Source organism: Sorangium sp. So ce321 (assembly GCF_051530195.1).
GTDB lineage: Bacteria > Myxococcota_A > Polyangia > Polyangiales > Polyangiaceae > Sorangium.
Genome location: NZ_CP150329.1, coordinates 6788794 through 6809336, shown reverse-complemented (window position 1 = coordinate 6809336; position 20543 = coordinate 6788794). Strand labels below are relative to the sequence as shown.

General features: G+C 70.8%; 16 protein-coding genes. 6 read left to right on the top strand and 10 right to left on the bottom strand.

The window, feature by feature from the left end; translation table 11 throughout:
* Window positions 1-45: 45 nt before the first annotated feature.
* From WME89_RS25180 to WME89_RS25145, 8 genes are all read right to left on the bottom strand, one after another.
* Window positions 46-1173 (bottom strand): polysaccharide deacetylase family protein, encoded by a 1128-nt coding sequence (locus WME89_RS25180; RefSeq protein ID WP_438011617.1) that lies wholly within the window; start codon window positions 1171-1173, stop codon window positions 46-48.
* A 486-nt stretch (window positions 1174-1659) separates the two neighbouring features.
* On the bottom strand, window positions 1660-2166 hold the full coding sequence (locus WME89_RS25175; RefSeq protein WP_438011616.1) for a GNAT family N-acetyltransferase: 507 nt from the start codon (window positions 2164-2166) through the stop codon (window positions 1660-1662).
* A gap of 30 nt (window positions 2167-2196) precedes the next feature.
* Window positions 2197-2889 carry a Uma2 family endonuclease gene (locus tag WME89_RS25170; RefSeq protein ID WP_438011615.1) on the bottom strand — a complete coding sequence of 231 codons (693 nt, stop codon included), beginning with the start codon at window positions 2887-2889 and terminating at the stop codon, window positions 2197-2199.
* A 201-nt stretch (window positions 2890-3090) separates the two neighbouring features.
* Window positions 3091-3693, bottom strand: a complete 603-nt coding sequence (locus WME89_RS25165) for a TlpA family protein disulfide reductase (RefSeq protein ID WP_438011614.1) — start codon at window positions 3691-3693, stop codon at window positions 3091-3093.
* Window positions 3694-3702: 9 nt separating this feature from the next.
* Window positions 3703-6861 carry an efflux RND transporter permease subunit gene (locus WME89_RS25160; RefSeq protein WP_438011613.1) on the bottom strand — a complete coding sequence of 1053 codons (3159 nt, stop codon included), beginning with the start codon at window positions 6859-6861 and terminating at the stop codon, window positions 3703-3705.
* A gap of 9 nt (window positions 6862-6870) precedes the next feature.
* A complete protein-coding gene (locus tag WME89_RS25155; RefSeq protein WP_438011612.1) occupies window positions 6871-8286 on the bottom strand; it encodes an efflux RND transporter periplasmic adaptor subunit in 1416 nt (471 codons plus the stop codon).
* Window position 8287: 1 nt separating this feature from the next.
* A complete protein-coding gene (locus WME89_RS25150; protein WP_438011611.1) occupies window positions 8288-8635 on the bottom strand; it encodes a hypothetical protein in 348 nt (115 codons plus the stop codon).
* Window positions 8636-8950: 315 nt separating this feature from the next.
* Window positions 8951-9307 carry a hypothetical protein gene (locus WME89_RS25145; protein ID WP_438011610.1) on the bottom strand — a complete coding sequence of 119 codons (357 nt, stop codon included), beginning with the start codon at window positions 9305-9307 and terminating at the stop codon, window positions 8951-8953.
* Window positions 9308-9393: 86 nt separating this feature from the next.
* Between WME89_RS25145 and WME89_RS25140 the strand changes: the two genes are divergently transcribed.
* From WME89_RS25140 to WME89_RS25130, 3 genes are all read left to right on the top strand, one after another.
* The gene (locus tag WME89_RS25140) at window positions 9394-9726 is read left to right on the top strand and encodes a YnfA family protein (RefSeq protein WP_438011609.1); all 333 of its coding nucleotides are present in this window, start codon (window positions 9394-9396) and stop codon (window positions 9724-9726) included.
* Window positions 9727-11122: 1396 nt separating this feature from the next.
* Window positions 11123-13858 (top strand): RICIN domain-containing protein, encoded by a 2736-nt coding sequence (locus WME89_RS25135; protein ID WP_438011608.1) that lies wholly within the window; start codon window positions 11123-11125, stop codon window positions 13856-13858.
* A 277-nt stretch (window positions 13859-14135) separates the two neighbouring features.
* Window positions 14136-15083 (top strand): glycosyltransferase family 2 protein, encoded by a 948-nt coding sequence (locus WME89_RS25130; protein ID WP_438011607.1) that lies wholly within the window; start codon window positions 14136-14138, stop codon window positions 15081-15083.
* Window positions 15084-15149: 66 nt separating this feature from the next.
* Here WME89_RS25130 and WME89_RS25125 read toward each other — a convergent pair whose 3' ends face one another.
* Window positions 15150-16088, bottom strand: a complete 939-nt coding sequence (locus tag WME89_RS25125) for a UDP-glucuronic acid decarboxylase family protein (protein WP_437627760.1) — start codon at window positions 16086-16088, stop codon at window positions 15150-15152.
* Between the two features lie 216 nt (window positions 16089-16304).
* Between WME89_RS25125 and WME89_RS25120 the strand changes: the two genes are divergently transcribed.
* The 3 genes from WME89_RS25120 (at window position 16305) to WME89_RS25110 (ending at window position 19028) form a co-directional block, all read left to right on the top strand.
* Window positions 16305-17273: a radical SAM/SPASM domain-containing protein gene (locus WME89_RS25120; protein WP_438011606.1), complete on the top strand. Its 969-nt coding sequence runs from the start codon at window positions 16305-16307 to the stop codon at window positions 17271-17273.
* Window positions 17266-18066: an SDR family NAD(P)-dependent oxidoreductase gene (locus WME89_RS25115; RefSeq protein ID WP_438011605.1), complete on the top strand. Its 801-nt coding sequence runs from the start codon at window positions 17266-17268 to the stop codon at window positions 18064-18066. Before WME89_RS25120 ends, WME89_RS25115 begins: the two co-directional genes overlap by 8 nt.
* A 74-nt stretch (window positions 18067-18140) precedes the next feature.
* On the top strand, window positions 18141-19028 hold the full coding sequence (locus WME89_RS25110) for a sugar transferase (RefSeq protein WP_438011604.1): 888 nt from the start codon (window positions 18141-18143) through the stop codon (window positions 19026-19028).
* 70 nt (window positions 19029-19098) lie between these two features.
* On the opposite strand, the gene WME89_RS25105 is transcribed toward WME89_RS25110, so the two are convergent.
* On the bottom strand, window positions 19099-20367 hold the full coding sequence (locus WME89_RS25105; protein WP_438011603.1) for an oligosaccharide flippase family protein: 1269 nt from the start codon (window positions 20365-20367) through the stop codon (window positions 19099-19101).
* Window positions 20368-20543: the final 176 nt, after the last annotated feature.

Here is a 20543-nt window from a genome sequence, read left to right as displayed (position 1 = left end):
CTCGCTATCGACCTGTGTTTCTGGCGGCATTTCTGGCGCGCGACACTAGACAGCGCCCGAGCCTGCCCGCGCGCTCGATGGCGGGCCCTGGCGCCGCCCCTCCTGGGCGGCGAGCGCGAGCTCCGCGCGCGACATCTCGATGTGGGTGCGGACCATGTGCTTCGTCCGCCACACGCCGGAGACCGAGTGGACGAAGCCCCGATGATCCGCGCCGAAGTCGATGCGGGGGACGGCGAACGGCGCGTCAGGGGAGCTCCGGAAATCCTCTGCGCTCACCCAGTCGTGCGGCCAGTTGGTGACCGCGCCCCGGAAGCCGAGCCGGCGCAGCGTGGACACCTCGCGAGGGCCGAAGTCACTGCCCGTGTGGCCGTTCGGGTAGCAGAAGATGGGGACCGGGCGGCTGGCCTCGGCAGAGAGGCGGGCCCAGGACCCGGCGATCTCGCGCTCGGATTGCGCGTCGTCCGTCCGGGAGAGCACGGGGTGGGTGAGCGAGTGGGGGCCGAACGTGATGCCGCGCGCCTCCCAGGCGCGGAGGGCGTCCCACGACATGGGCGCGTAACGCGCAGGCGGGCGCGCGGGGAGCTCGACCTCGGCGGCGGCGGTGAGCCGCTCGATGCCCTCGAGCTTCTCGGCCTCGGAGACCCGCTTGCACCGCTCCATGAAATGCCGCGCGAGCCGCGGCCTCGCGTCCGCCTCGTCCAGGTGATAGACGAGCTCGTCGCCGCCCAGCTGGACGCTGAACTGCCGGCGCCGCGTCGACTCGAACATGTACTCCACGCGGTGCCACCAGCACCACGACTTGCCGTCCAGGAAGTCGGTGATGACGAAGATGGTGGCCGGATAGTCGAACTCGGCGAAGAGGGGCGCGGCGACGTCCGCCTGGTCGATGGTGCCGTCGTCCAGCGTGAAGGCGACCGCCCGGTCGAGCGGCGGCTCCTCGCCCGCGAGGCCGCGGAAGATCCTCTCGAGCGACACAACCGGGTAGCGCTCGCGCCGGAGGAACTCCAGGGCGCGCCGGAGGACGCGCGGATCGAGGCCCACGATGCCGCGATCCGGGTCCGCGAGGCGGTGCAGCACGAGGATGCTGGCGCGGCCGCGCATCACCGGGGCGAACGGCCGAGTCGCCCAGGGGACGGCCAGCAGGTCCGAGAGCCGTTGGACTATGCTCGACATCCGTGTCTCTCTTCTCGTGCGTTGACCACCTGCATCGCTCTCTGGCCTCCAGCAGTCACCGAGGAGCGCCCCTCCGCCCTGTGCCCGCGGATCGGGGCGATGGAGGGCAGCGCCACCTGCGCGGAAGGCGGAAGGCAGAGCTCTCTGCAAATTGCCCTGCTCGACCCGACGCGGGCCGTGAGGGAGTAGGCTCAGCTGCTGGTACTATAAGAACGATCGAAAACAGGACAATCGAAATCAGCAACAGTCTGGACAACCTGCGGTGCGCGAGAGTCGTGATCTGATTCGGGATCGGCGCGCTGCGGTAAAATCTGGTCCGTGAGGACCCGTGTCGGGCCGTAGGGTGATGTTAGAGCGATATAGGGAGAACTCTCACGGGGCACGAAGGCTGCCTGGTGGAGGCGCGCGCTCCCGCCTGTGGCGATGATCGCAGGAAGGCCGGGGAGACGCGCGGCGAGGGCGCGCGCGTGGCGCGCCGTCCGGGCGTCAGCGAGACGGCGTCGCGTCGTCGTGCGGGGCCGTGTCGCTCAGCGGGTCGGCGTAGACCCCCGGCGTGGAGCCGGGGATGAGCGTCGCGCCGACCGCGCGCGCATAGAACTCGGCCGGCCCGACGCCGCCGATGATGCCGTATGCATACCCCAGCTCCGCGAGCCCGTGCAGCGAGGCGAGGAGCAGCGCCTTGCCGACCCCCTTGCCGCGCTCGCTGTCGGCGACGCCGGTCGGGCCGAAGAAGCCGCGGCGGGTGCACTCGTGGGCGGAGAAGCCGATCACCTCGCCTCCGCGGAGCGCCAGGTGCACGCTGACAGGCTTGTTTGCGTATCCCACGCTGATCTCGTCGGCCCACGCCGTCGTGAAGTGCCGCTCGACGAACCGCCGGACAGGCGTGATCTCGTATGGCGCGGCGCGCCGCACCACGACGGAGGCCCGCCGCATCCCCTCGATCACGGGGGCGAGCGGCGGGAGGTTGAACAGGTTGACGAGCATGTCGGCCATGGGTCCTCCTCGGCAGCGGGGAACGGAGCGCTACTTCAAGGTTTCGGGATCGACGCCGAGCTCCCGGAGCTTCTCCGCCAGCCGCCTTGCCCGCTGCTCCGCAGCCTCGGCCCGCTGGGCGAGCTCCTTGCCGGCCGGCACGAGCTCTCCCTTCGGGGTGAAGAAGCGGAGCTGCCCCTCCTCGACGCCCAGGAAGAGCTCGAGCTGCGCGCTCCAGAGGCGGCCGGAGGCGTCGGGGGTGAGCGGCTCATACTGCCCGTCGACCAGGTGGAAGCCCGAGAGCTCGAGCGTCTCTGGATGGAACCAGAAGTAGTCCGGCGTCCGGAAGACGTCCTGATAGACCTGCTTCTTGATGCCGCGATCTTTGTCCTCGGTGCTCGCCGAGAGCACCTCCACGATCACGTTCGGGTACCGGCCGTCCTCCTCCCAGACGACCCAGCTCTTGCGCGGCCTCCGCTCGGTGCCGAGGACGACGAAGAAATCCGGACCCCGGAAACTCTCGGACTTGAGCTGACGAGGGCTGAAGTAGATCGTCAGGTTGCCCGCCGCGAAAAAGTCAGTCCGTTCCTTCCAGAAGAGCTCCAGGCTCTCGAGCAGCAGGATCATCTGGACGAGGTGCTGATAGCTCTCCATCGGGGGCTCGTTGCTGTACAGATCGCCCGGCGGGGCGACGACGCTCGGGTCGACGATCTCCGCCGGCATCGCGAAGGCGAGGGACGTCATGCCTCTAGCCTGCCGGAGGATGCAGGTCGCAGCAAGGTTCGCAGCGCATCCGGACAGCTCGGATCGGGCTTACGTGCCCCGGCAGCGTTCATTTGGAGATCCGGCAAGCCGGCCAGCTGCCCGGCGTTCGTCCGGCCTGGCTCGCGCAGCGTTCGTCAACGCCGCACGCCGAACGCCGCACGCCGCCGCCCGGCAGCGCCGTTAGCGCGGCGGCGGCGGCGCGCCCGGCTCGCCAGCGCCTGACCACGCCCGTGCAGTCAAGAGCAGCCTCGCTTCGGGCGCGCTCCAGTCGCGCGCGCCCGTGAACCGGAGCGCCATGCTGCCGTCCGGGCGCACGAGGAACGTGTCGGGCAGCGTCGACACCCCGAGCCGCCGCGCGACCGCGGGCGAGCCGGCCCGCACGACCTCGGGCGGGACCTCGCCGTCGAAGAAGGCGCGCACGACGTCCCAGCTCTCATCGACGCTGACGGCCACGAGCTGGAGCTTCCCGTCGCGCTGGAGCTCCCGGCCGAGATCGAGCAGGGCAGGGAGCTCGGCGCGGCACGGCCCGCACCAGGTCGCCCAGACGTGGAGCAGCACGACCCGGCCGCGCAGCGCGCTCAGGCGCAGCTCGCTCCCGTCCGGCCGGGCGAGGACCTCGTCCGGCGCTGGCTCGGCGCCGGAGAGCTGCTCGTGCGCGAAGGGAAGCCCGGGCCGCTCCGCCTGGCGGCGATGCTCGACGGCCCAGTAGAGGCCCACGGCGAGCGCCTGGAGGAGCATCAGGACGCCGGCGGCGCCGCCGAACGCGCGGAGGCGAGCGTTCACGCGCACGGCCTACTCCGCGGCCGGCGGCAAGGCCGCAGCCGCGCCCGGCGGGGCCCCGGCGGCGTCCGGCGCCCCGGCGGCGTCCGGGGCAGGGGCCCGCTCGCGATCTTCCCCGCGCCCGCCCGCCGCGACGCTGTAGAGCGCCGGCAGGACGAGCAGCGTGAGCAGCGTCGACGAGATCACGCCGCCGATCACGACCGTCGCCAGCGGGCGCTGCACCTCGGCGCCCACGCCCGTGCTCCACGCCATCGGCACGAAGCCCAGGGACGCGACCAGCGCCGTCATCAGGACCGGACGCAGGCGCCGCTCGGCCGCGAGCTCGATCGCCCGGCGCACGGGGACGCCGGCGGCGACGAGCTGCCGCAGGGTGGAGACGAGCACCATGTCCCCGAGCACCGCGACGCCCGACAGCGCCACGAAGCCGACCCCGGCGGAGATGCTGAACGGCAGGCCGCGCAGCCAGAGCGCGACGACCCCGCCGACCGCGGCGAACGGGACGCCGGTGAACACGCGGACCGCGTCGAGGAGCCGCCCGTAGGTGACGTGCAGCAGGAGCAGGATCAGCCCCAGCGCGATCGGCACCACGACGAGGAGGCGCGCCTGCGCCCGCTCGAGGTGCTCGAACTGCCCGCCGAAGCGGACGTAGTAGCCGGGCGGGAGCTCGACCTCGCGATCGAGCCGCGCCCTGGCCTCGTCCACGTAGCTGCCCACGTCGCGGCCGCGCACGTTGGCCTGCACCACGATGCGGCGCTTCGCCCACTCCCGCTGGATCGCGGCCGGTCCCTCGACCGTGCGGATCTTCGCGAGCCGCGCGAGGGGGATGCGCTCGCCGCCGGCCGACGCGACGAGGATGCGGCCGATCGAGGCCGGGTCCTCCCGGTAGCGGTCGTCGATGCGCAGCGCCACGGGGAACCGGCGCTCGCCCTCCTGGATCTGCCCCACCTCGCGGCCGCCGAGCGACTCGACCACCTCGAGCACGTCGGCGGCCGCGATGCCGTGCCGCGCGATGGCGTCGCGGTCGACCTCGATCTCGAGCACCGGCTGCCCCGTGATCTGCTCGGTCACGACGTCCGCGGCGCCCGGGATCTTCCTGAGCGCCGCCTCGATCTCGCGCGCCTTCTGCTTCAGCGTGTCGAGGTCGTCGCCGAACAGCTTCACCCCGAGATCGGACCGGATCCCGGCGGTCATCTCGTTGAGCCGGAGCTCGATCGGCTGCGTGTAGATGACGCGCATCCCCGGCAGCCCCGCGAGCTCGGACTCCATCGCCTGGACGAGCTCGTCCTGCGTCGCGGCGCGCTTCCAGCGCTCCCGCGGCCGCAGCGTGATGAACACGTCGGAGACCTCGAGCCCCATCGGGTCGGTCGCCACCTCCGCCGTGCCCGTGCGCGTCCAGACGCGCTCGACCTCGTCCGGGAACCGGTCGACCAGGACCCGCTCGATCTGCGTGCCGTACCGGATCGACTCGCCGACGGAGACCCCCGAGAGCCGCACCGTGTTGGCGACGATCGTCCCCTCGCGCAGGCGCGGGACGAACTCCGCGCCGAGCCGGGTCGCGAGGAAGGCCGCGTTGGCGAGGAGCAGCGCGGCGCCGGCGAGCACCGCCCACCGGAAGCGGAGCGCGCCCCGGAGGACAGGCAGGTACGCCCGCCGGAGGAGGCGCGCGACCGCGCCCTCGCGCTCGCTCGGGCGGCGCGGCAGGAGCAGGCTCGAGAGCGCCGGCATCAGCGTGACCGACAGGATCATCGAGCCGAGGAGCGCGAAGATCACGGTGAGCGCCATCGGCCGGAACAGCTTCCCCTCCGCCCCCTCGAGGGCGAGGATCGGCAGGTAGACGATCATGATGATCAGCTCGCCGAAGAGGGTCGGCTTGCGGACCTCGAGCGACGCGTCGCGCACCACGTCCGCGGCGCTGCGGTCGGTCCGGTCCTCCGAGAGCCGCCGGACCGAGTTCTCGACCATGATCACCGAGCTGTCGACGATCAGGCCGAAGTCGATCGCGCCGAGGCTCATCAGGCTGCCGGCCACGCCCGCGCGCAGCATGAGGCTCCCGGCGAAGAGCATCGACAGCGGGATGGCCGACGCCACGATGAGCCCCGCGCGGAGGTTGCCGAGGAAGGCGAAGAGCACGGCGACGACGAGCAGCGCGCCCTCGAGCAGGTTCCGCTTCACGGTGGCGAGCACCCGGTCGATGAGCTCGGTGCGGTCGTACACGACCGCGACGTCGACCCCGGGCGGCAGGCTCTTCTTCACCTCGTCGAGGCGCGCCTTGAGCCGCGTCGTGACATCGTGGCTGTTCTCGCCCATCAGCATGAAGCCGAGGCCGAGCACGACCTCCCCCTGGCCGTCCGCGGTGACCGCGCCGCGCCGGATCTCGCGCCCCTCGACCACCCGGGCCACGTCGCGGACCCGGATCGGCGCCCCGGCCTTCGCGGCGACCACGATCTCCTCGATGTCGCGCGGGCGGGTCGCGATGCCGATCCCCTGGATCAGCAGCGTCTCCCCGGCCTGATCGAGGTTGCCCCCGCCCACGTTGGCGTTGTTGCGCTGGAGCGCCTCGGCGACGTCGCCCAGCGACAGCCCCCGCGCCGTGAGCTCCGCCGGGTCGACGAGGACCTGGATCTGCCGCTCGTCGCCGCCCCAGGTGTTCACCTCGGCGACGCCGCGTACCGAGCGGAGCTGCGGCGCGATCACCCAGTCGTGGACCGCGCGGAGCTCGCCGAGCGGCACGCCCTTGCCCGTGACCACGTAATGGAGCACCTCGCCGAGGCCGGTGGCGACGGGGCCGAGCCGCGGGCGCTCGATGCCTGGCGGCAGCGCCACGGTCTGCAGCCGCTCCAGGACCACCTGGCGCGCCAGGTAGATGTCCGTGTCGTCCTCGAAGCGGACCGTCACCTGGGAGAGGCCGAAGCGGGACAGCGAGCGGACCTCCTCGAGGCCCGGCAAGCCGGAGATCGCCTGCTCCACGGGCGCCGTGATCTGGCGCTCGATCTCGACCGGCGAGAGGGCAGGGGCGACGGCGTTGATCTGCACCTGCACCGGGGTCGTGTCGGGGAAGGCGTCGATCGGCAGGCGGCGGAACGCCCAGAGGCCCGCGAGCGACAGGGCGATCGCCGCGAGGATCACGGCGAGCCGGTGGCGCAGCGACCAGGTGATGACGGCGTTCAGCATGGCCGCGCCTCAGTCCTCGCCGCAGCAGCCGGCGCCGATGCTCTCCTTGAGGGTCTCGGTCTTGAGCAGGAAGCTCCCTTCGGTCGCGACCTCCTCGCCCGGGCGCACGCCCTTGACCACCTCGACGAGGTCACCTTCCGTGGCGCCGATCTCGACACGCCGCGCCTCGAACTGGTCGTCCGCGAGCCGGACGAAGACGAGCTTCGCCGTGCGCGCGCGCTGGATCGCGGCGCGCGGCACCATGACCGCGGCGCGCGCGGGGGCGAGGATGCGCGCCCGGCCGAACATGTTGGCCCGCAGCGCGCCGCCCGGGTTGGCGAGCGGCACGCGCGCCCTGGCCGTGCGCGTCGCCGGATCGATGGCCGGCGACACGTAGGTGATCTCCCCCTCGAGCTTGCGCCCCTCGATGCCGTCGACCTCGATGACCACCGGCTGCTTCAGCGACACGGCCGGGAGCTCGGTCTCCGGGACGTCGAGCTCGGCCCACATGGTCGAGACGTCGACGATCTCGAACAGGGTCTCCTCGACGCCGACGAGCCGGCCCACGGTCGCGCGCCGCTGGGTCACGACGCCCGCGAGCGGGGTCGCGAGCGTGTAGCCGCTGCCCCCGCCCGCGCTCGCGCCCACGACGGCCAGGGAGGCCGCGAGCGACGCGTGCTCCGCGCGCGCGGCGTCGAGCTCCTGCTGTGCGGCGAGGACGCTCCGGCGCGACGCGAGCCCTTCCTTCTCGAGCTGCTCCTCGCGCCGCAGGTTCTCCTCGGCGGCCCTCGACCGCGAGAGCGCGCCGGCGAGCCGCGACCGGTCGGCGCCCACGTCGGCGCTGTCGATGACCGCGAGCGGCGCGCCCCTCTTGACCTCGGATCCCACGTCCACGAAGAGCTTCTGGACGACGCCCGGGGCGCGGGCGTTGATCTCGGCGACCTTGAGCGCGTCGTAGACGATCCTGGCGGTCGCCGGGATCCCGCCGCCGCCCTGCCGCTCGACGGCCTTCGCCGTGAGGATGCCGGCGAGCCGGGCCGTGTCCCTGGCCCTGAGCTTGACCTTGGTCCCGTCGGCCGGCGCCTCGTCGCGGCGCACGTCCGCGGCCGGCTTGCCGCCGCGCTCGGGGTGGCAGATCGGGCAGATCGACTCGGGGAGCCCGTGCTCTTCGCACCAGTCGCCCTTGGCCTGGAAGACCGGGGCGAGCCTCGGGTTGCACTTCGTGCAGAGCGCCTCGAGCACGCCGTGCTCCTTGCACAGGGCGCCGTCGGCGCTCGGCCCGGCCGGGGCCTTCGCGGCGGCCTTCTCGGGCTCCTGCGCGGCCCTGTCGGCCTCGCGACGCCCGCAGCCCGCGACGGCGGCGAGGAGCAGCAGCAGGACGACGTGGACGCGAACGGCGTGGACGCGGGTTGCGTGGACGCGAACGGCGTGGGTGCGGCGGGCCATGTCAGCTGCCCTTCGGCGGTCTCACGATCTTCAGGTCGGGGTTGCACTTCAGGCACTGCGACTCGGGCAGGCCGTGCTCCGCGCACCAGTCGCCTGTCGCCTTGAAGGCCGGGATCAGCTCCGGGTTGCAGCGGCTGCACTGCGACTCGGGCACCTGGTGCTCGCCGCACCAGTCCTCATGCGACCCGGGCTTCACGCCGCCGGGCGCGTGCGCCGCGTTGGCCGGGGCCTGCGCGGCCCCTGTCGGCGGTTCGGGCGCGGCCTTCTCCGCGCTCGGCGCTTCCCTGGAGCACGCCGCGCCGCCGAGGGCGAGGGCGCAGAGGGCGAGCGAGATGAGATGAATCTTCATGGTGGTCTCCGTCGTTGTCCTTCGTGCTGCCTTCTCATGACCGATCATGACGAGCGGACACTGGCGTGGCGTCGCGCTCGCGCGGCGACCCGCCAGTGTCCGCTCGCCCGGGCGCCGAGGTCCGGGCGCGCGCTCGTGGAGGCCTCCGTGCGGCAGCGCCGGTCGATGCCATGCCTCCGGCCGACCGCTTGCCTGGGCCTACGTGCAGAACGGGGGCGCCGAGCCTCGCCGCGAGCGGTCCGGGGCCCGTGAGGCCGGTCCGAGAGGCCTCCGGGCATCCGAGTCGTGGCCCCGCCTCGGGCGCGCGGCAGCGCTTCAGCGCCTCGCCAGCGGCTTTGGGACGTGCAGCACCTCGCGCGCGTCTGCGGACGGCGGCGCGCGCTCGGCGAGCAGCAGCAGGCGCTCCACGGCGGAGGGCCGGAACAGGACAGGCACGCTGGGGGAGAGCGGGATTCCGGCGACCCGCACGGCGCAGCACCCCGCGGCGCAATCCAGGGGGCAATCGCAGCCGTCGTCGTCGTCCGGGCACGACTCTTCGCAGCCGTCCAGGACCACGAAGGCGTACGCCGCCGCCGACTGGCTCACGACGAGGGCGAGCAGCAGCGCCGAGAGCAGCCGGACGACCTGCCGGGCCCATCTGGACGGGGAGCGCTGCTTTCGACGCCGGAGCACGTGCTGGCGGAGCGTACCACGAGTCCCCGGGAGCGCGAGCGCCGCCCGCGCGGCCTCCGCGCCCTTCCTTCTGGTAAGCTGCGCGCATGCGGGCTGGGCTCCTGTTCCTCGCCGCGGGTCTCCTCGAGATCGGCGGCGGGTATCTCGTGTGGCTCTGGCTGCGCGACCAGCGCAGCGTGGTCCTCGGCATGGCCGGGTTCGCCGCGCTCGCGGCGTACGGCGTCGTCCCCGCGATGCAGGCGGCGGAGCACCCGTTCGGGCGCATCTATGCCGCGTACGGCGCCGTCTTCATCGCGCTCTCGATGCTCTGGGGCTGGAGCGTCGATCGGAAAGTCCCCGATCGGCGGGACTGGATCGGCGCGGCGATCTGCCTTGTCGGCGCGGCGGTCATGCTGTGGCCTCGCCCGCCGCAGCGCTGACGCGCTGTCCCTGGAAGACGAAGGCCAGGGGCTGAACCGCCGCGCTCCTCCGCCTCACCCGGAGATCTCCGGGGCACGTGGCTCTGGACGCTTCGAGCTCGACGGCGAGGGAATCCTGGCGCCGCCCACGACGCGTGGCTCCAGGAGGAAGAGCGAGTCGCTCGCTCTTCCGGACAAGGCTGCTGAACGCCTCGCCACCGGACACACGGTCTTCGGCTCCTGTCGAAGCACGGGAGTCGACCCGCTCGCTCGGGCAGCGGGCGTGCTCGACAGCGAGCCAGGCTGCTGCGTCCACGACCCGACGAGCTGCTGCCCGACGCGCGGGCAAGGTGGCTTCTCTGGAGAGCCAACCGCCGGCGACGCCGGCGTGCCCTGAACGAGGCGGGCGGCGGGTGGATCGACGACCTCGTGCGGCGCGCATCTGCGCACCCCATCACACACCGTCTCTTGCCTGGCCGGGCCTGGCCCGAGTCGATGCCGCCGCGCCCGGCTTCGCTGACGTGCGATCGAACGTTGATCGCGTGATCAGATCGTCCTTGCTCGGGAATTATCAATAATGACCCTTGGATCTCGATCGGCTCCGTTCACCTGGACGGGATCGACGGTCGATCAGCGCGCGCTGCAGGCGCCAGCGCGGGCTTCAAGCGGCCCGGCCCATCCGCTTGGCCGGTCCGAGGCAGCGCAGGAGCCCGGATCGAGAAGGTCCGACAGTGACGCGAAAGGCGCCAAGAGCTCTGATAGGCCTGGATATCTGCAGGCACCAGAGAAAGCGACACCCTGGTCATCGGATGATCCATCGAGTGCCTGGTCATCGATGATCCAGCGAGTGCATGGTCATCGATTGATCCAGCGAGTGCATGGTCATCGATTGATCCAGCGAGTGCCAGCGCGTCTTGATTCAGGGACAGGGGCCCGAATTCCCGCACGAATCGGCGCTCGTAGGGATCTGGCATAGACCTGGTCATCAGTTGATCCAGCGCGCGTCAGCATGTATTATTCAGGCTAAGCTTAACCAGTTCAGCTGCTCTCGCGGCAGAGCCTGACCGGGGACCGCGCCATGTCGGATACTGCGCTACCCACCATCGCCCCCGCAACTGCCATTGTCGTGACTCCGGAATAGTCAGGTCGTCTCGCAAAATCTCGCAAAACGCATGATCGTCTTGACTCACAACCCGATATAGAACAAGAATCATCCTCTTCGCAGTGCCTGACCCACACGGAACGAGCCGACCCGCTCCGCGCACCGCGTGATTGAGATTCACTCCAGGATGATGGCCGTCGCGGTCATCCCTCGGAAGGCTTCAGCGCGCGGCGAGCGCCCCGATCATCGCAAGGGCAGCGTCGAGCTGTAGACAGATCGGTTTTTTTACTTACTCATTGTAATGAGGGGAGTCCTATGAGATTCGCATCCAGGCGTGTCTTGCTTGCCGCCGCGACGGGTCTTCTCGCCGTCTCATGCGTCGCCGGTGAGATTTCCGACAGCGAGGATGGAGACGCGCTCGACGGCGCCATCACCATCGACCCGAGCGCGGTCTATACGATCGTCGGCCGGCAGAGCAACAAGTGCGTGGAGATCCGGGGCGGGAGCACGGCGGCCTCGGCGGCCGCGCAGATCGCCACCTGCGTCGCCGGCGCCACGAGACAGCAGTTCCGGGCGGAGTCCGCCGGTGGCGGATACTTCCGACTGAAGAACGTGAACAGCGGCCTCTGCCTCGGGGTCAACGGCTCGTCGACAGCGAACGGCGCCACCATCGTCCAGTCCACCTGTGGCACCGGCACGAACCAGCAATTCCAGTTCGCCGACGTCGTCACCGACGTTCAGCGGATCAACATCCGCAGCAGCGGCAAGGTGTTCGACGTCACGGGGCGGTCGACCTCGGACGGCGCCGGCCTCCAGCAGTACGGCTGGGCGAACGGCGATAACCAGAAGTTCTCGCTCAGGGCCGTGGGGGGCACCTCGAGCTCGAGCTCGAGTTCGACATCGACATCGACATCGACCTCCACCTCGACATCGAGCTCGACCACTGGCACCGGCGGCGCTGGTGGCGCCGGCGGTACCGGCGGTACCGGCGGCACGGGCGGCACCGGCGGCACCGGCGGCACCGGCGGGACGGGCGGCACCGGCGGCGGCCCCGTCGGCTCTGGCGACGTGGGGGTCAAGCCGGCGGCAGGGTGCGGGATCGGCTATAGCCAGCTCCCGAACGGCAAGGGCGGTTACAACGTCGAGCCCGTCTGTCTCCCGAGCGACTTCAACATGGCGACGTCGCTGGCGTCTTTCCAGGAGACGGTCTACCCGCTGCTGAGGACCAACTGCGGGGGCTGCCACAGCTCGACGGGCAAGGCCCAGGCGCCCATGCACTCCGACGTCGATCCGGCGCTGGCCCACGAGTACGCGCTCACGCGCGTGAACTTCAAGAAGCCGGCGGACTCCAAGCTCGTCGTCCGGATGGGCATCGACCGGCACAACTGCTTCGGACGCGACTGCAAGGACGCGAACACGCAGATGCTCAACGCCGTCACGGCGTGGGCGAACGCTGTCGCGCCGACCTTGCCGGCGACCCCGCGCCCCGTCGCGGCGAGCGAGAAGGTCACCGAGGAGCAGGTCAGGTCGTGGATCGCGACGAACAAGGCCACGGTCGCCGCGGCCGACGCGGAGTTCATCAAGTACGCCTCGCTGCACGAGATCCACAACAAGGGCGTCACCGCGGAGGAGATGAACGTGGCCCGCGTGGGGCTGTCCAAGGCCCTGAACTCGACCGCGCGCTGGGCCCCCACGATCGTCAACCCGGTGGACATCAACGGCAAGGGCATCGTCTACCGCTTCGATACCCGCGATTACTGGGGCTACAACAAGGGCGTCACGAAGCTCCACTTCGGCGGGTCGGACGACGACGTCTTCTTCGGGAGGACCAGCGTCAACTACCTCGGCGAGCCGGTCGGCTCCGACGTCACCTTCAGGGAGCGATACAGGTACACGACGGAGGTCCAGCGGGATCCGAACTTCGCGAAGCTGGTCTGGGGGCGCGTCCTCGCCGGCAATGTGGAGGGCGCCACGGACGGCGGGGTGCTGCCGCCGTACGTCGACGGCTTCAAGACGGACTACATCGAGGCGAGCCAGCTCGTCTACACGCTGACCCGCCCCGACGTGTACAACGCGATCATGGCGATCCCCTGGTATGCGCAGGATCTCGAGACCGAGCTCGGCGTCATCAAGGACCAGGGGATGAAGTCGTACGAGTACATGCTCACGAAGCAGGCGATCACCGTCGACTCCCGCATGTACTTCCGGGCCAGGACGAGGCGCGGCGGGTACTACTGGAAGACGTGGGACGTCTTCACCGGGCAGCTCGACGGCGGCGTGACGACGATCGAGCAGGCGTACGAGCAGGGCCAGATCCGGTACCCCTTCTGGGCGCACCCGATCCCGAAGTTCATCAGTGGGACGGGCGGCGGCACCTCGGCGAGCAACTTCAGCTTCATCGCGACCCTGGCTCAGCCGCAAGGCACGGAGCCGGCGGGGTGCGAGGGGCAGCCGAGCTACGGCGGCAGCGGCTTCTTGAACTGCCGCTACTACACCGGGACCGACGGGCTCCAGCAGTCGGCGGAGGAGGTCATCTGGGATCTGCCGAACGGCCTGCAGGGGTACTCGCTGTGGGGCGGCTTCAACCAGCGCCGCGTCGACGCCTTCGTCAACATCGTGCGTGATCCGCGCATCGCCCGGACGGCGACGGACGCGCAGATCAACAGCCTGGTGGGCTTCGCCAGCCCGGACCGCCGCCTGAACACCGGCAGCTCGTGCATCGGCTGCCACGCGGACGGCATGAACCGTGGCAACAACGATCTGCGTGACTGGCTGGACGCCGGCGGCGAGCGCCTCCCGAAGGGCGTGCACGGGGTCGACGGGTGGATCAGCGACACCACGGTCGTGGATCAGGTCAAGGAGCTGTACCCGCCCTCGACCGTGATGCGGTCGCGCATGGAGGACGACCGCCGCGTCTTCCTGGCGGCGATGGCGAAGATGAAGCAGGGCATGATCCTCGGCACGGACAAGAACGTGTACGTGGAGCCGACGATCTGGACCATCGAGTGGGCGCAGAACTTCTACAAGTACGCGCCGACCCGCTCGAACTGACGCGACACCAGGCCGCGCCTGGTACAGCGACCCCGAGCTAGCAGGAGCGAGACGCCGCGGGCGCCAGGAGACGACATCTCCTGGCGCTCGTGGCGTCTTGTCGTCTTGCCGTCACGCGTTCCTGGCGCCCGGGCCAATCCCGCTCGATGGTGACCGATGGCTGACAGACGTGCCCGCGCTGGACGACCCGGAGCGGGCTCGCAGCAGGTCGCCCCGGCGGCGCTGCCCGCTGCCGCGCGTGACATCCGAGCCGGCGTGGTGCTATGCGTCGGAGGCGATGCCAGCCAGCATTTGCCTGCCAGCGTATAACGAAGTCCGCACCATCGAGGCGACCCTCACCGAGCTGTCGCGGCTCGGCCCCGAGGTGGACGAGATCCTCGTCTGCCTGAACGGGTGCACGGACGGCACCGAGGGCGTCGTCGAGGCGTTCCGGGGGCGGGAGCCGCGGCTCACCGTCATCGAGAGCGAGCTTGGCAAGAACAACGCCTGGAACGCCCTGGTGACCCGGGCGCGCAACAGCCGACTCGTGTTCACGGACGCCGACGTGCGCCCGGCCGCGGGCTCGATCTCGGCCCTGCTGCGCGCCCTGGAGCGCGCTCCTCACGCCGCCGTCGCCGCGGCGTTCGAGCAGCCGCGCGGGGCGCCGCCTCCGCCGCTCGGCACCGCCATCCGCCTGCTCACGACGAGCCTCGGTCAGGACTACATCTCCGGTCGTCTCTACGCCATCGACCGCGACCGCCTGGGCGCGGTGATGGCGAAGCGAGGGCTGCTGCGCGAGGGGACGCTCCCCCAGCTGCCCGTCGACCTCGTGACCGAGGACTCATGGCTCACGGCGCTCGTCGCCGGCGACGCGCTGGTCGTGGTCCCCGAGGCGCCCATTCACTTCGAGGTGGACAGCATGGCCGACGTGGTCCGCGCGCTGGCGCGCAACGCCGCCGCGAGAGAGCAGATCCGCTCGAGCTATCCGGAGCTCTATCGGCGTGACGACGCCCGCGTGCTCTCCATGCGGACGGCGCCGCGGATCCTCCTGAATCGGCTCAGCTCGGCTCCAGGGCCGGGGGCGGTCGCGCGCGGGCTGGGCGGGATGGCCCTGAGGGCCGCGCTCCACCGCGTGCTCGGACGGCAGATCGGGGCGCAGCGCGACCGGATCCTGGCCGACGTCTATGCTGGTCGCGGCGGACGCGTCATGGCCACCTCCGGCCGCCTCCCGTCGAAGGGAGGCTGAGCGCGGGCCGATCGACCGGGGTGGCGGGCGAGGGACCTGGCAGCCCTCGTCCGCGCGGTCCACACGTCAGACGCGCGGGCGGAACCAGTCGATCGTGCGGTCGAGGCCCGACTCGAGGTCCACGACCGGGCGCCAGTCAAGGAGCTCGAGGGCCCTGGAGATGTCGGGCTTGCGCCGCTGGGGGTCGTCGATCACCGCGTCGCCCACCGTCAGCTTCGCGCGCCCGCCGGTCTTGCGGATGATGAGCTCGGCGAGATCGAGCATCGTCGTCTCGGCCGGGTTCCCGAGGTTGACGGGCCCGGTCAGGTCCTTGGCGTTCATCACGCGAACCAGCCCCTCGATCAGGTCGCTGACGAAGCAGAACGAGCGCGTGCGGTGGCCGCCGCCGTACAGCTCCAGCGCCTCGCCGCGCAGCGCCTTGACCACGAAGTTCGAGATGACCCGGCCGTCGTCCCGCGCCATGTTCGGCCCGTAGGTGTTGAAGATGCGCACAATGACGGTGTCGACGTTACGAGTCTGGCGGTACTCCCAGAAGTAAGTCTCCGCCACCCGCTTGCTCTCGTCATAGCAGGCGCGCGGCCCGATGGGGTTGACGTTCCCCCAGTAGTCCTCGTGCTGCGGGTGGACCTGCGCGTCCCCGTAGATCTCGGACGTGGAGGCTTGCAGGACCCGGGCCCCCAGCTTCTCCGCCAGCTTGAGGGCGTTGATCGCGCCGAACACGTTCGTGTTGAGCGTGTGCACCGGATTGGCCCGGTACTTCGGCGGGGATGCCGCGCAGGCCATGTTGTAGATCTGGTCGACCTCGAAGTGGAACGGCTCGCTGACGTCGCAGCGGTGCCACTGGAACCGCGGGTTCTTGACCAGCGGGGCGAGGTTCTCCTCGAGCCCCGTGACCATGCTGTCCACACAGATCACATTGTTGCCCTCGGCCAGCAGCCGAGCGCAGAGGTTCGACCCGAGAAAACCAGCTCCACCCGTGACCAGGATTCGCTTGCTCGCGCTCATCGGAAAAGTGCCTCCTTAACGGCTGTTCAGTAAGAGCTCGGACCCGCTTTGATCGGGGTCAGACCTTACCATAAGAAATTCTATTTACAAAGGCAGATGACAACCGGAGGCGAGTTCTATATACTGGACCCAGTGCACCGCTCCCCTCGTTACCTCGGCTCACTCGTCCGCGCCAAGCTCGCCCGCGAGGCGCGTCCCATCTGGGTGGACATTTGTGTGACAAACCGATGTCACCTGAGTTGCGAATACTGCTACGGCGACTATCACCACCGCCGCGACAGTATCGGTCAGTTCCGCTATGAGCAGCTGTGCTCCATTGTGGACGAGGCGGCGTCGCTCGGGACCGCGGTCATGACGCTGACGGGCGGCGAGCCGATGCTGCACAAGTCCATCGGCCAGATCATCGACCGGGCGGTGGGTCTGGGGATCTCGGTGGGCATGGTGACGAGCGGATTCCGCGTCAAGGAGCGCGTGGATGAGCTCGTACGCCTGAGCTCGGTCGTGTTGAGCGTCGACGGTCCAGAGCCGATCAACGATCTGAACCGCGGCGAGGGGACCTTCGCCGTCTCCATGGGCGCGCTGGAGGTGTGCCGGGCGCGCGGCATCCCGCGCATCGTGAAGGCGGTGCTGAACCGCCGGAACAAGGACCAGGTCCCCTGGCTCCTCGACCTGGCGGCTCGCTTCGACGCGCGGCTCGAGGTCGTCATGAGCTATTCTCCGCAGTCCGACCGGCAGCTGCGGGTGCACGGCGACAACTCGCTCGACTCGGGCGAGCGCCAGGTCCTGGCGGACGCCCTGCTCGCCCTCAAGCGCGAGGGAGCGCCCCTGGTGTTCCGCGAGCGCGTCTGGGAGAACATGGCGCTCTGGTGGCAGCAGCACGGCGACGACCGCGTCACCGACGAAGGGAAGCGACCGAGCTTTCCTTACCTCCCGTGCAGCGCGGGCCGTTACTATGCCTTCATCGACGGAGATGGGCGCATGTATCCGTGCAACCAGCGACTCGCGGACTTCCCGGCCAAGAACGTGCTGGAGGTCGGGTTCCGGGCCGCGTGGGAGCACCTGCACGATCATGGCTGCTTCGCGTGCGCGGCGCCGTGGCTCAACCAGCAGCACCTCGTGAGCAGCCAGAGGCTCCTGGTGCGCAGCCTGGGCCGAGATCTGCTGGCGCGGGTCGCGCGTGCCTGAGCGAGCCCTCGCGATCGTCGTGCTCGGCGGCTCGCGCGGGATCGGGCGGGCCGTCGTGGCGCGCGCCCTGGCGGAGGGGCATCGGGTGTTCGCCGGCGCGCGAGACGAGAAGGCGCTCCTCGCGTTGCAGCAGGCTTTCGCGCCGGAGCACGCGGGCCGCCGGCTCGGCACCGGGCCTTTGGACGTCGGCGACGACGCCTCCCAGCGCGCCTTTTTCGGCGCGGCGCGCGCGTTCCTCGGCGGGATCGACGTCGTCGTCAACAACGCTGCCCGCGAGGGCTACGGGCGCCTCGACGAGATGGCCCTCGAGGACATCGAGTCGATCGTCCGCACCAACCTCGTCGGCGTCATCCTCGGCTGCCGGCACGCGGTGCAGGCGATGGGGGCAAGTGGCGGCCACATCATCAACGTCGGATCCGAGGTGTCGTTCCGCGCCGTGCCGCTGAAGAGCGTCTACTCCGCCACGAAGTTCGCCGTCCGCGGCCTCAGCGAGGCGCTCGAGCTCGAGCTCGCGCCCCGGGGGATCCAGGTCTCCCAGGTGCACCCCGGCTGGGTGGACACGGGCCTGCACGAGGACGAGCGGCGGCGCCGCGGCTCGGCGTCTCGACCGCAGGACGGCGGAGTCCCGGTGGACCGGGTCGCCGCCAGCGTGGCCGCGCTCTGGCGCGAGCCGCGGGCACACACGAGCGTTCCGCTGCGGCTTCGCCTCCGCAGCGTGGTGGGAGAGCTGTTTCCGGCGTGGGCGCGGTGGCGAACACGCCGGGCATTCGGGGAGCAGCTGAGAGAGAGCTGAGACGAGATGGCTGCGCGTCCGGCGGCGCGGGGGAACCGTCGCGACGCCGGACCGGACACTACCAGGAGGTTTTCTTGACCTGTGCACCGACGTCCTTCGCTCGTGATGAGACCGCGCCGCCTCCTCCGCTGGATCCGAGCGCTCCGATCGCCGTCGAGGGCCTCGACGCCATCGGGGAGGTGCTGAAGCGGGCGCGCGGGCGGGAGCAGGGCGTCGCCATCGCGTCGCGGGACCTCGAGTGGCTGGCGGCGCGCCTCGGCCTCACCGAGCGGACCGCGGAGGGGGTCCCGATCGTCCGGTTCGGCTCGGGCCAGCGGGGCGGCCTCGACGCCATGGCCACCCAGGCCATCGAGAAGCTCGTGGCGCTGTCGGTGCTGCTCGGGGGGGCGCCGCTGTGGCTGACGATCGCGCTGCTGATCTCCCTCGAGTCCCCGGGCGGGGCGTTCCACGTCGCCCCGCGGGCAGGGCTGGGCGGGGAGCCGTTCTCGTTCTTCAAGTACCGGACGATGCGGACGCGGCGCCAGGACGGCGAGGACCGGAGCGACGCCGCGCGGCTGGCGGTCATCCGCGGCGACATCCCCGGCTTCCTGCGCGAGGACGGGTCCGTCATCCCCAAGCACCCCAGGGATCCGCGCATCACGCGGCTGGGCGGCCTGCTCCGCTGGCTGTGCCTCGACGAGGTCCCCCAGCTCATCCACGTGCTCACCGGCGACATGGCCCTGGTCGGACCCAGGCCCTATCCGGTCGCGGAGCACAACGCGCTCAAGGAGTGGCACCGCCTCCGCAGCGGCGGCCGGCCCGGGATCACCGGCCTGTGGCAGGTCGCGGCGCGCAACCAGGTCACCTTCGACCAGAGCGTCATCCTCGACATCTACTACCTGGCCAACGCCAGCTTCTGGCTCGACCTCAAGATCATCGCGATCACGCCGCTGCGCATGCTCTTCGGTGTGGGGAGCTACTGACCCCGTGCGCTGGGCGATCGACGCAGGAGGCGACGCAGGAGGCGACGCAGGAGGTCCGCTCCGCTGCCGCTCACTGGACCCCGAGGTGGTCCCTGACGCGCCAGAGGACGATCACCTCGCCGGCCACCAGGCCGAGCGTGACGACGAGCTTCACCATGGCGGCGCCGGCGGCGCCGTGCGTCGGCACCGCCCACAAGTTCCCGGCCGCGATGAGGAGCACGCTCGTCACCCAGAGGACCGCGTGCGAGCGCTGCTGGCCCGTCGCGAAGAGCAGCGGCCCGATGGCGAACTCCGGCATCATCCACACGAGCGCCGTCGTGAGGAGCTGCAGCGGCAGCACGGCGCTCGCGTACTGTGGGCCGAACACGAGCCGCACGATCGGCCCGCCGAGCCACCACACGCCGGCGCTCATGAGCGCGCCTGCGGTCATCAGCCCGAGGAAGGTGAGCGCGGCGAGCCGCCTGCGGGCGCTCGCGGAGCGGCTCGCGACGAAGGCGGGGAAGACGGCCGCGCGCACGACGCCCGGCAGCATCATGGCGCCGCCGATCACGCGCTGGACCGCGCTCATGTCGCCGACCGCCTGGGGGGTGCTCATCCAGCCCAGCATCAGGAGGTCGATCTGGAAGTAGAGGGGGCTGGCGATCATCGCCACCGCGAGAGGCCCAGCCTCCCGGAGGAAGCTCCGCGGGAGCATCGCGCCCTCGCTGGACCACTGCCGGCGCTCGAGGAGCTGAGCGGCGAGGGCCACGGCCAGCGCGAGGGCGATCAGGTGGCCTGCGACGAGGCCCCACGCGAGGCCGAGCGCGCCCAGGCCGGAGAGCAGCGCCGCCGTCCCCAGCCCGAAGGACGCGATCGCCATGGTGACCGCCACCAGCACCTCGCGCTCCATGCGCTGGTGGCCGCGGAACACCTGGTTCAGCATCTCGACGAACGAGGCCATGAGCCACGCGGCGGTCAGCAGCCAGACGAGCGTGCGGCGCGGCGAGGCCGCGCCCGCGAGGAGGCCGACCAGGAGCCCCACGGCGCCGGCGGCCAGCGTCACGGCGAGCTTGAGGCGCACGAGCGGGCCGATGGGAGCGCCCGGATCCCGGGCCACTTCCCGCGCGATGAACATGTGCAGGCCGAGGTCCGCGAGCTCGCCGAGCAGGAAGCCCACCGCGAACGCGTAGCTGTAATCGCCGAAGCCCGCTGGCCCCAGCAGCCGCGCGGCGACGACGGCGAGGACCATGCGGACACCGCGCGAGACGAGATCGCTCACGGTCTTCAGCGCGATGTTGCCGGAGACGCTCCTCCTCGCCGGAGGCGGGCTGTCCTCGCGGCTGGCCGGCGACGTCGTCATGAGCGGAGGAGAGCCTTCGCCGAGGGGCGTTGTGTGAGCATGGCGCTCCTCTATCGCCTCGATCGACGCGCAGTTCAACTCTATGTCATCGAATCTCGACGAGCAGCAGGGCGCGCCGCCGCGCGGCGCGCAGCGCGCAGCACACGTCACCGCCGTCGAGATCGGGACGTTCGAAA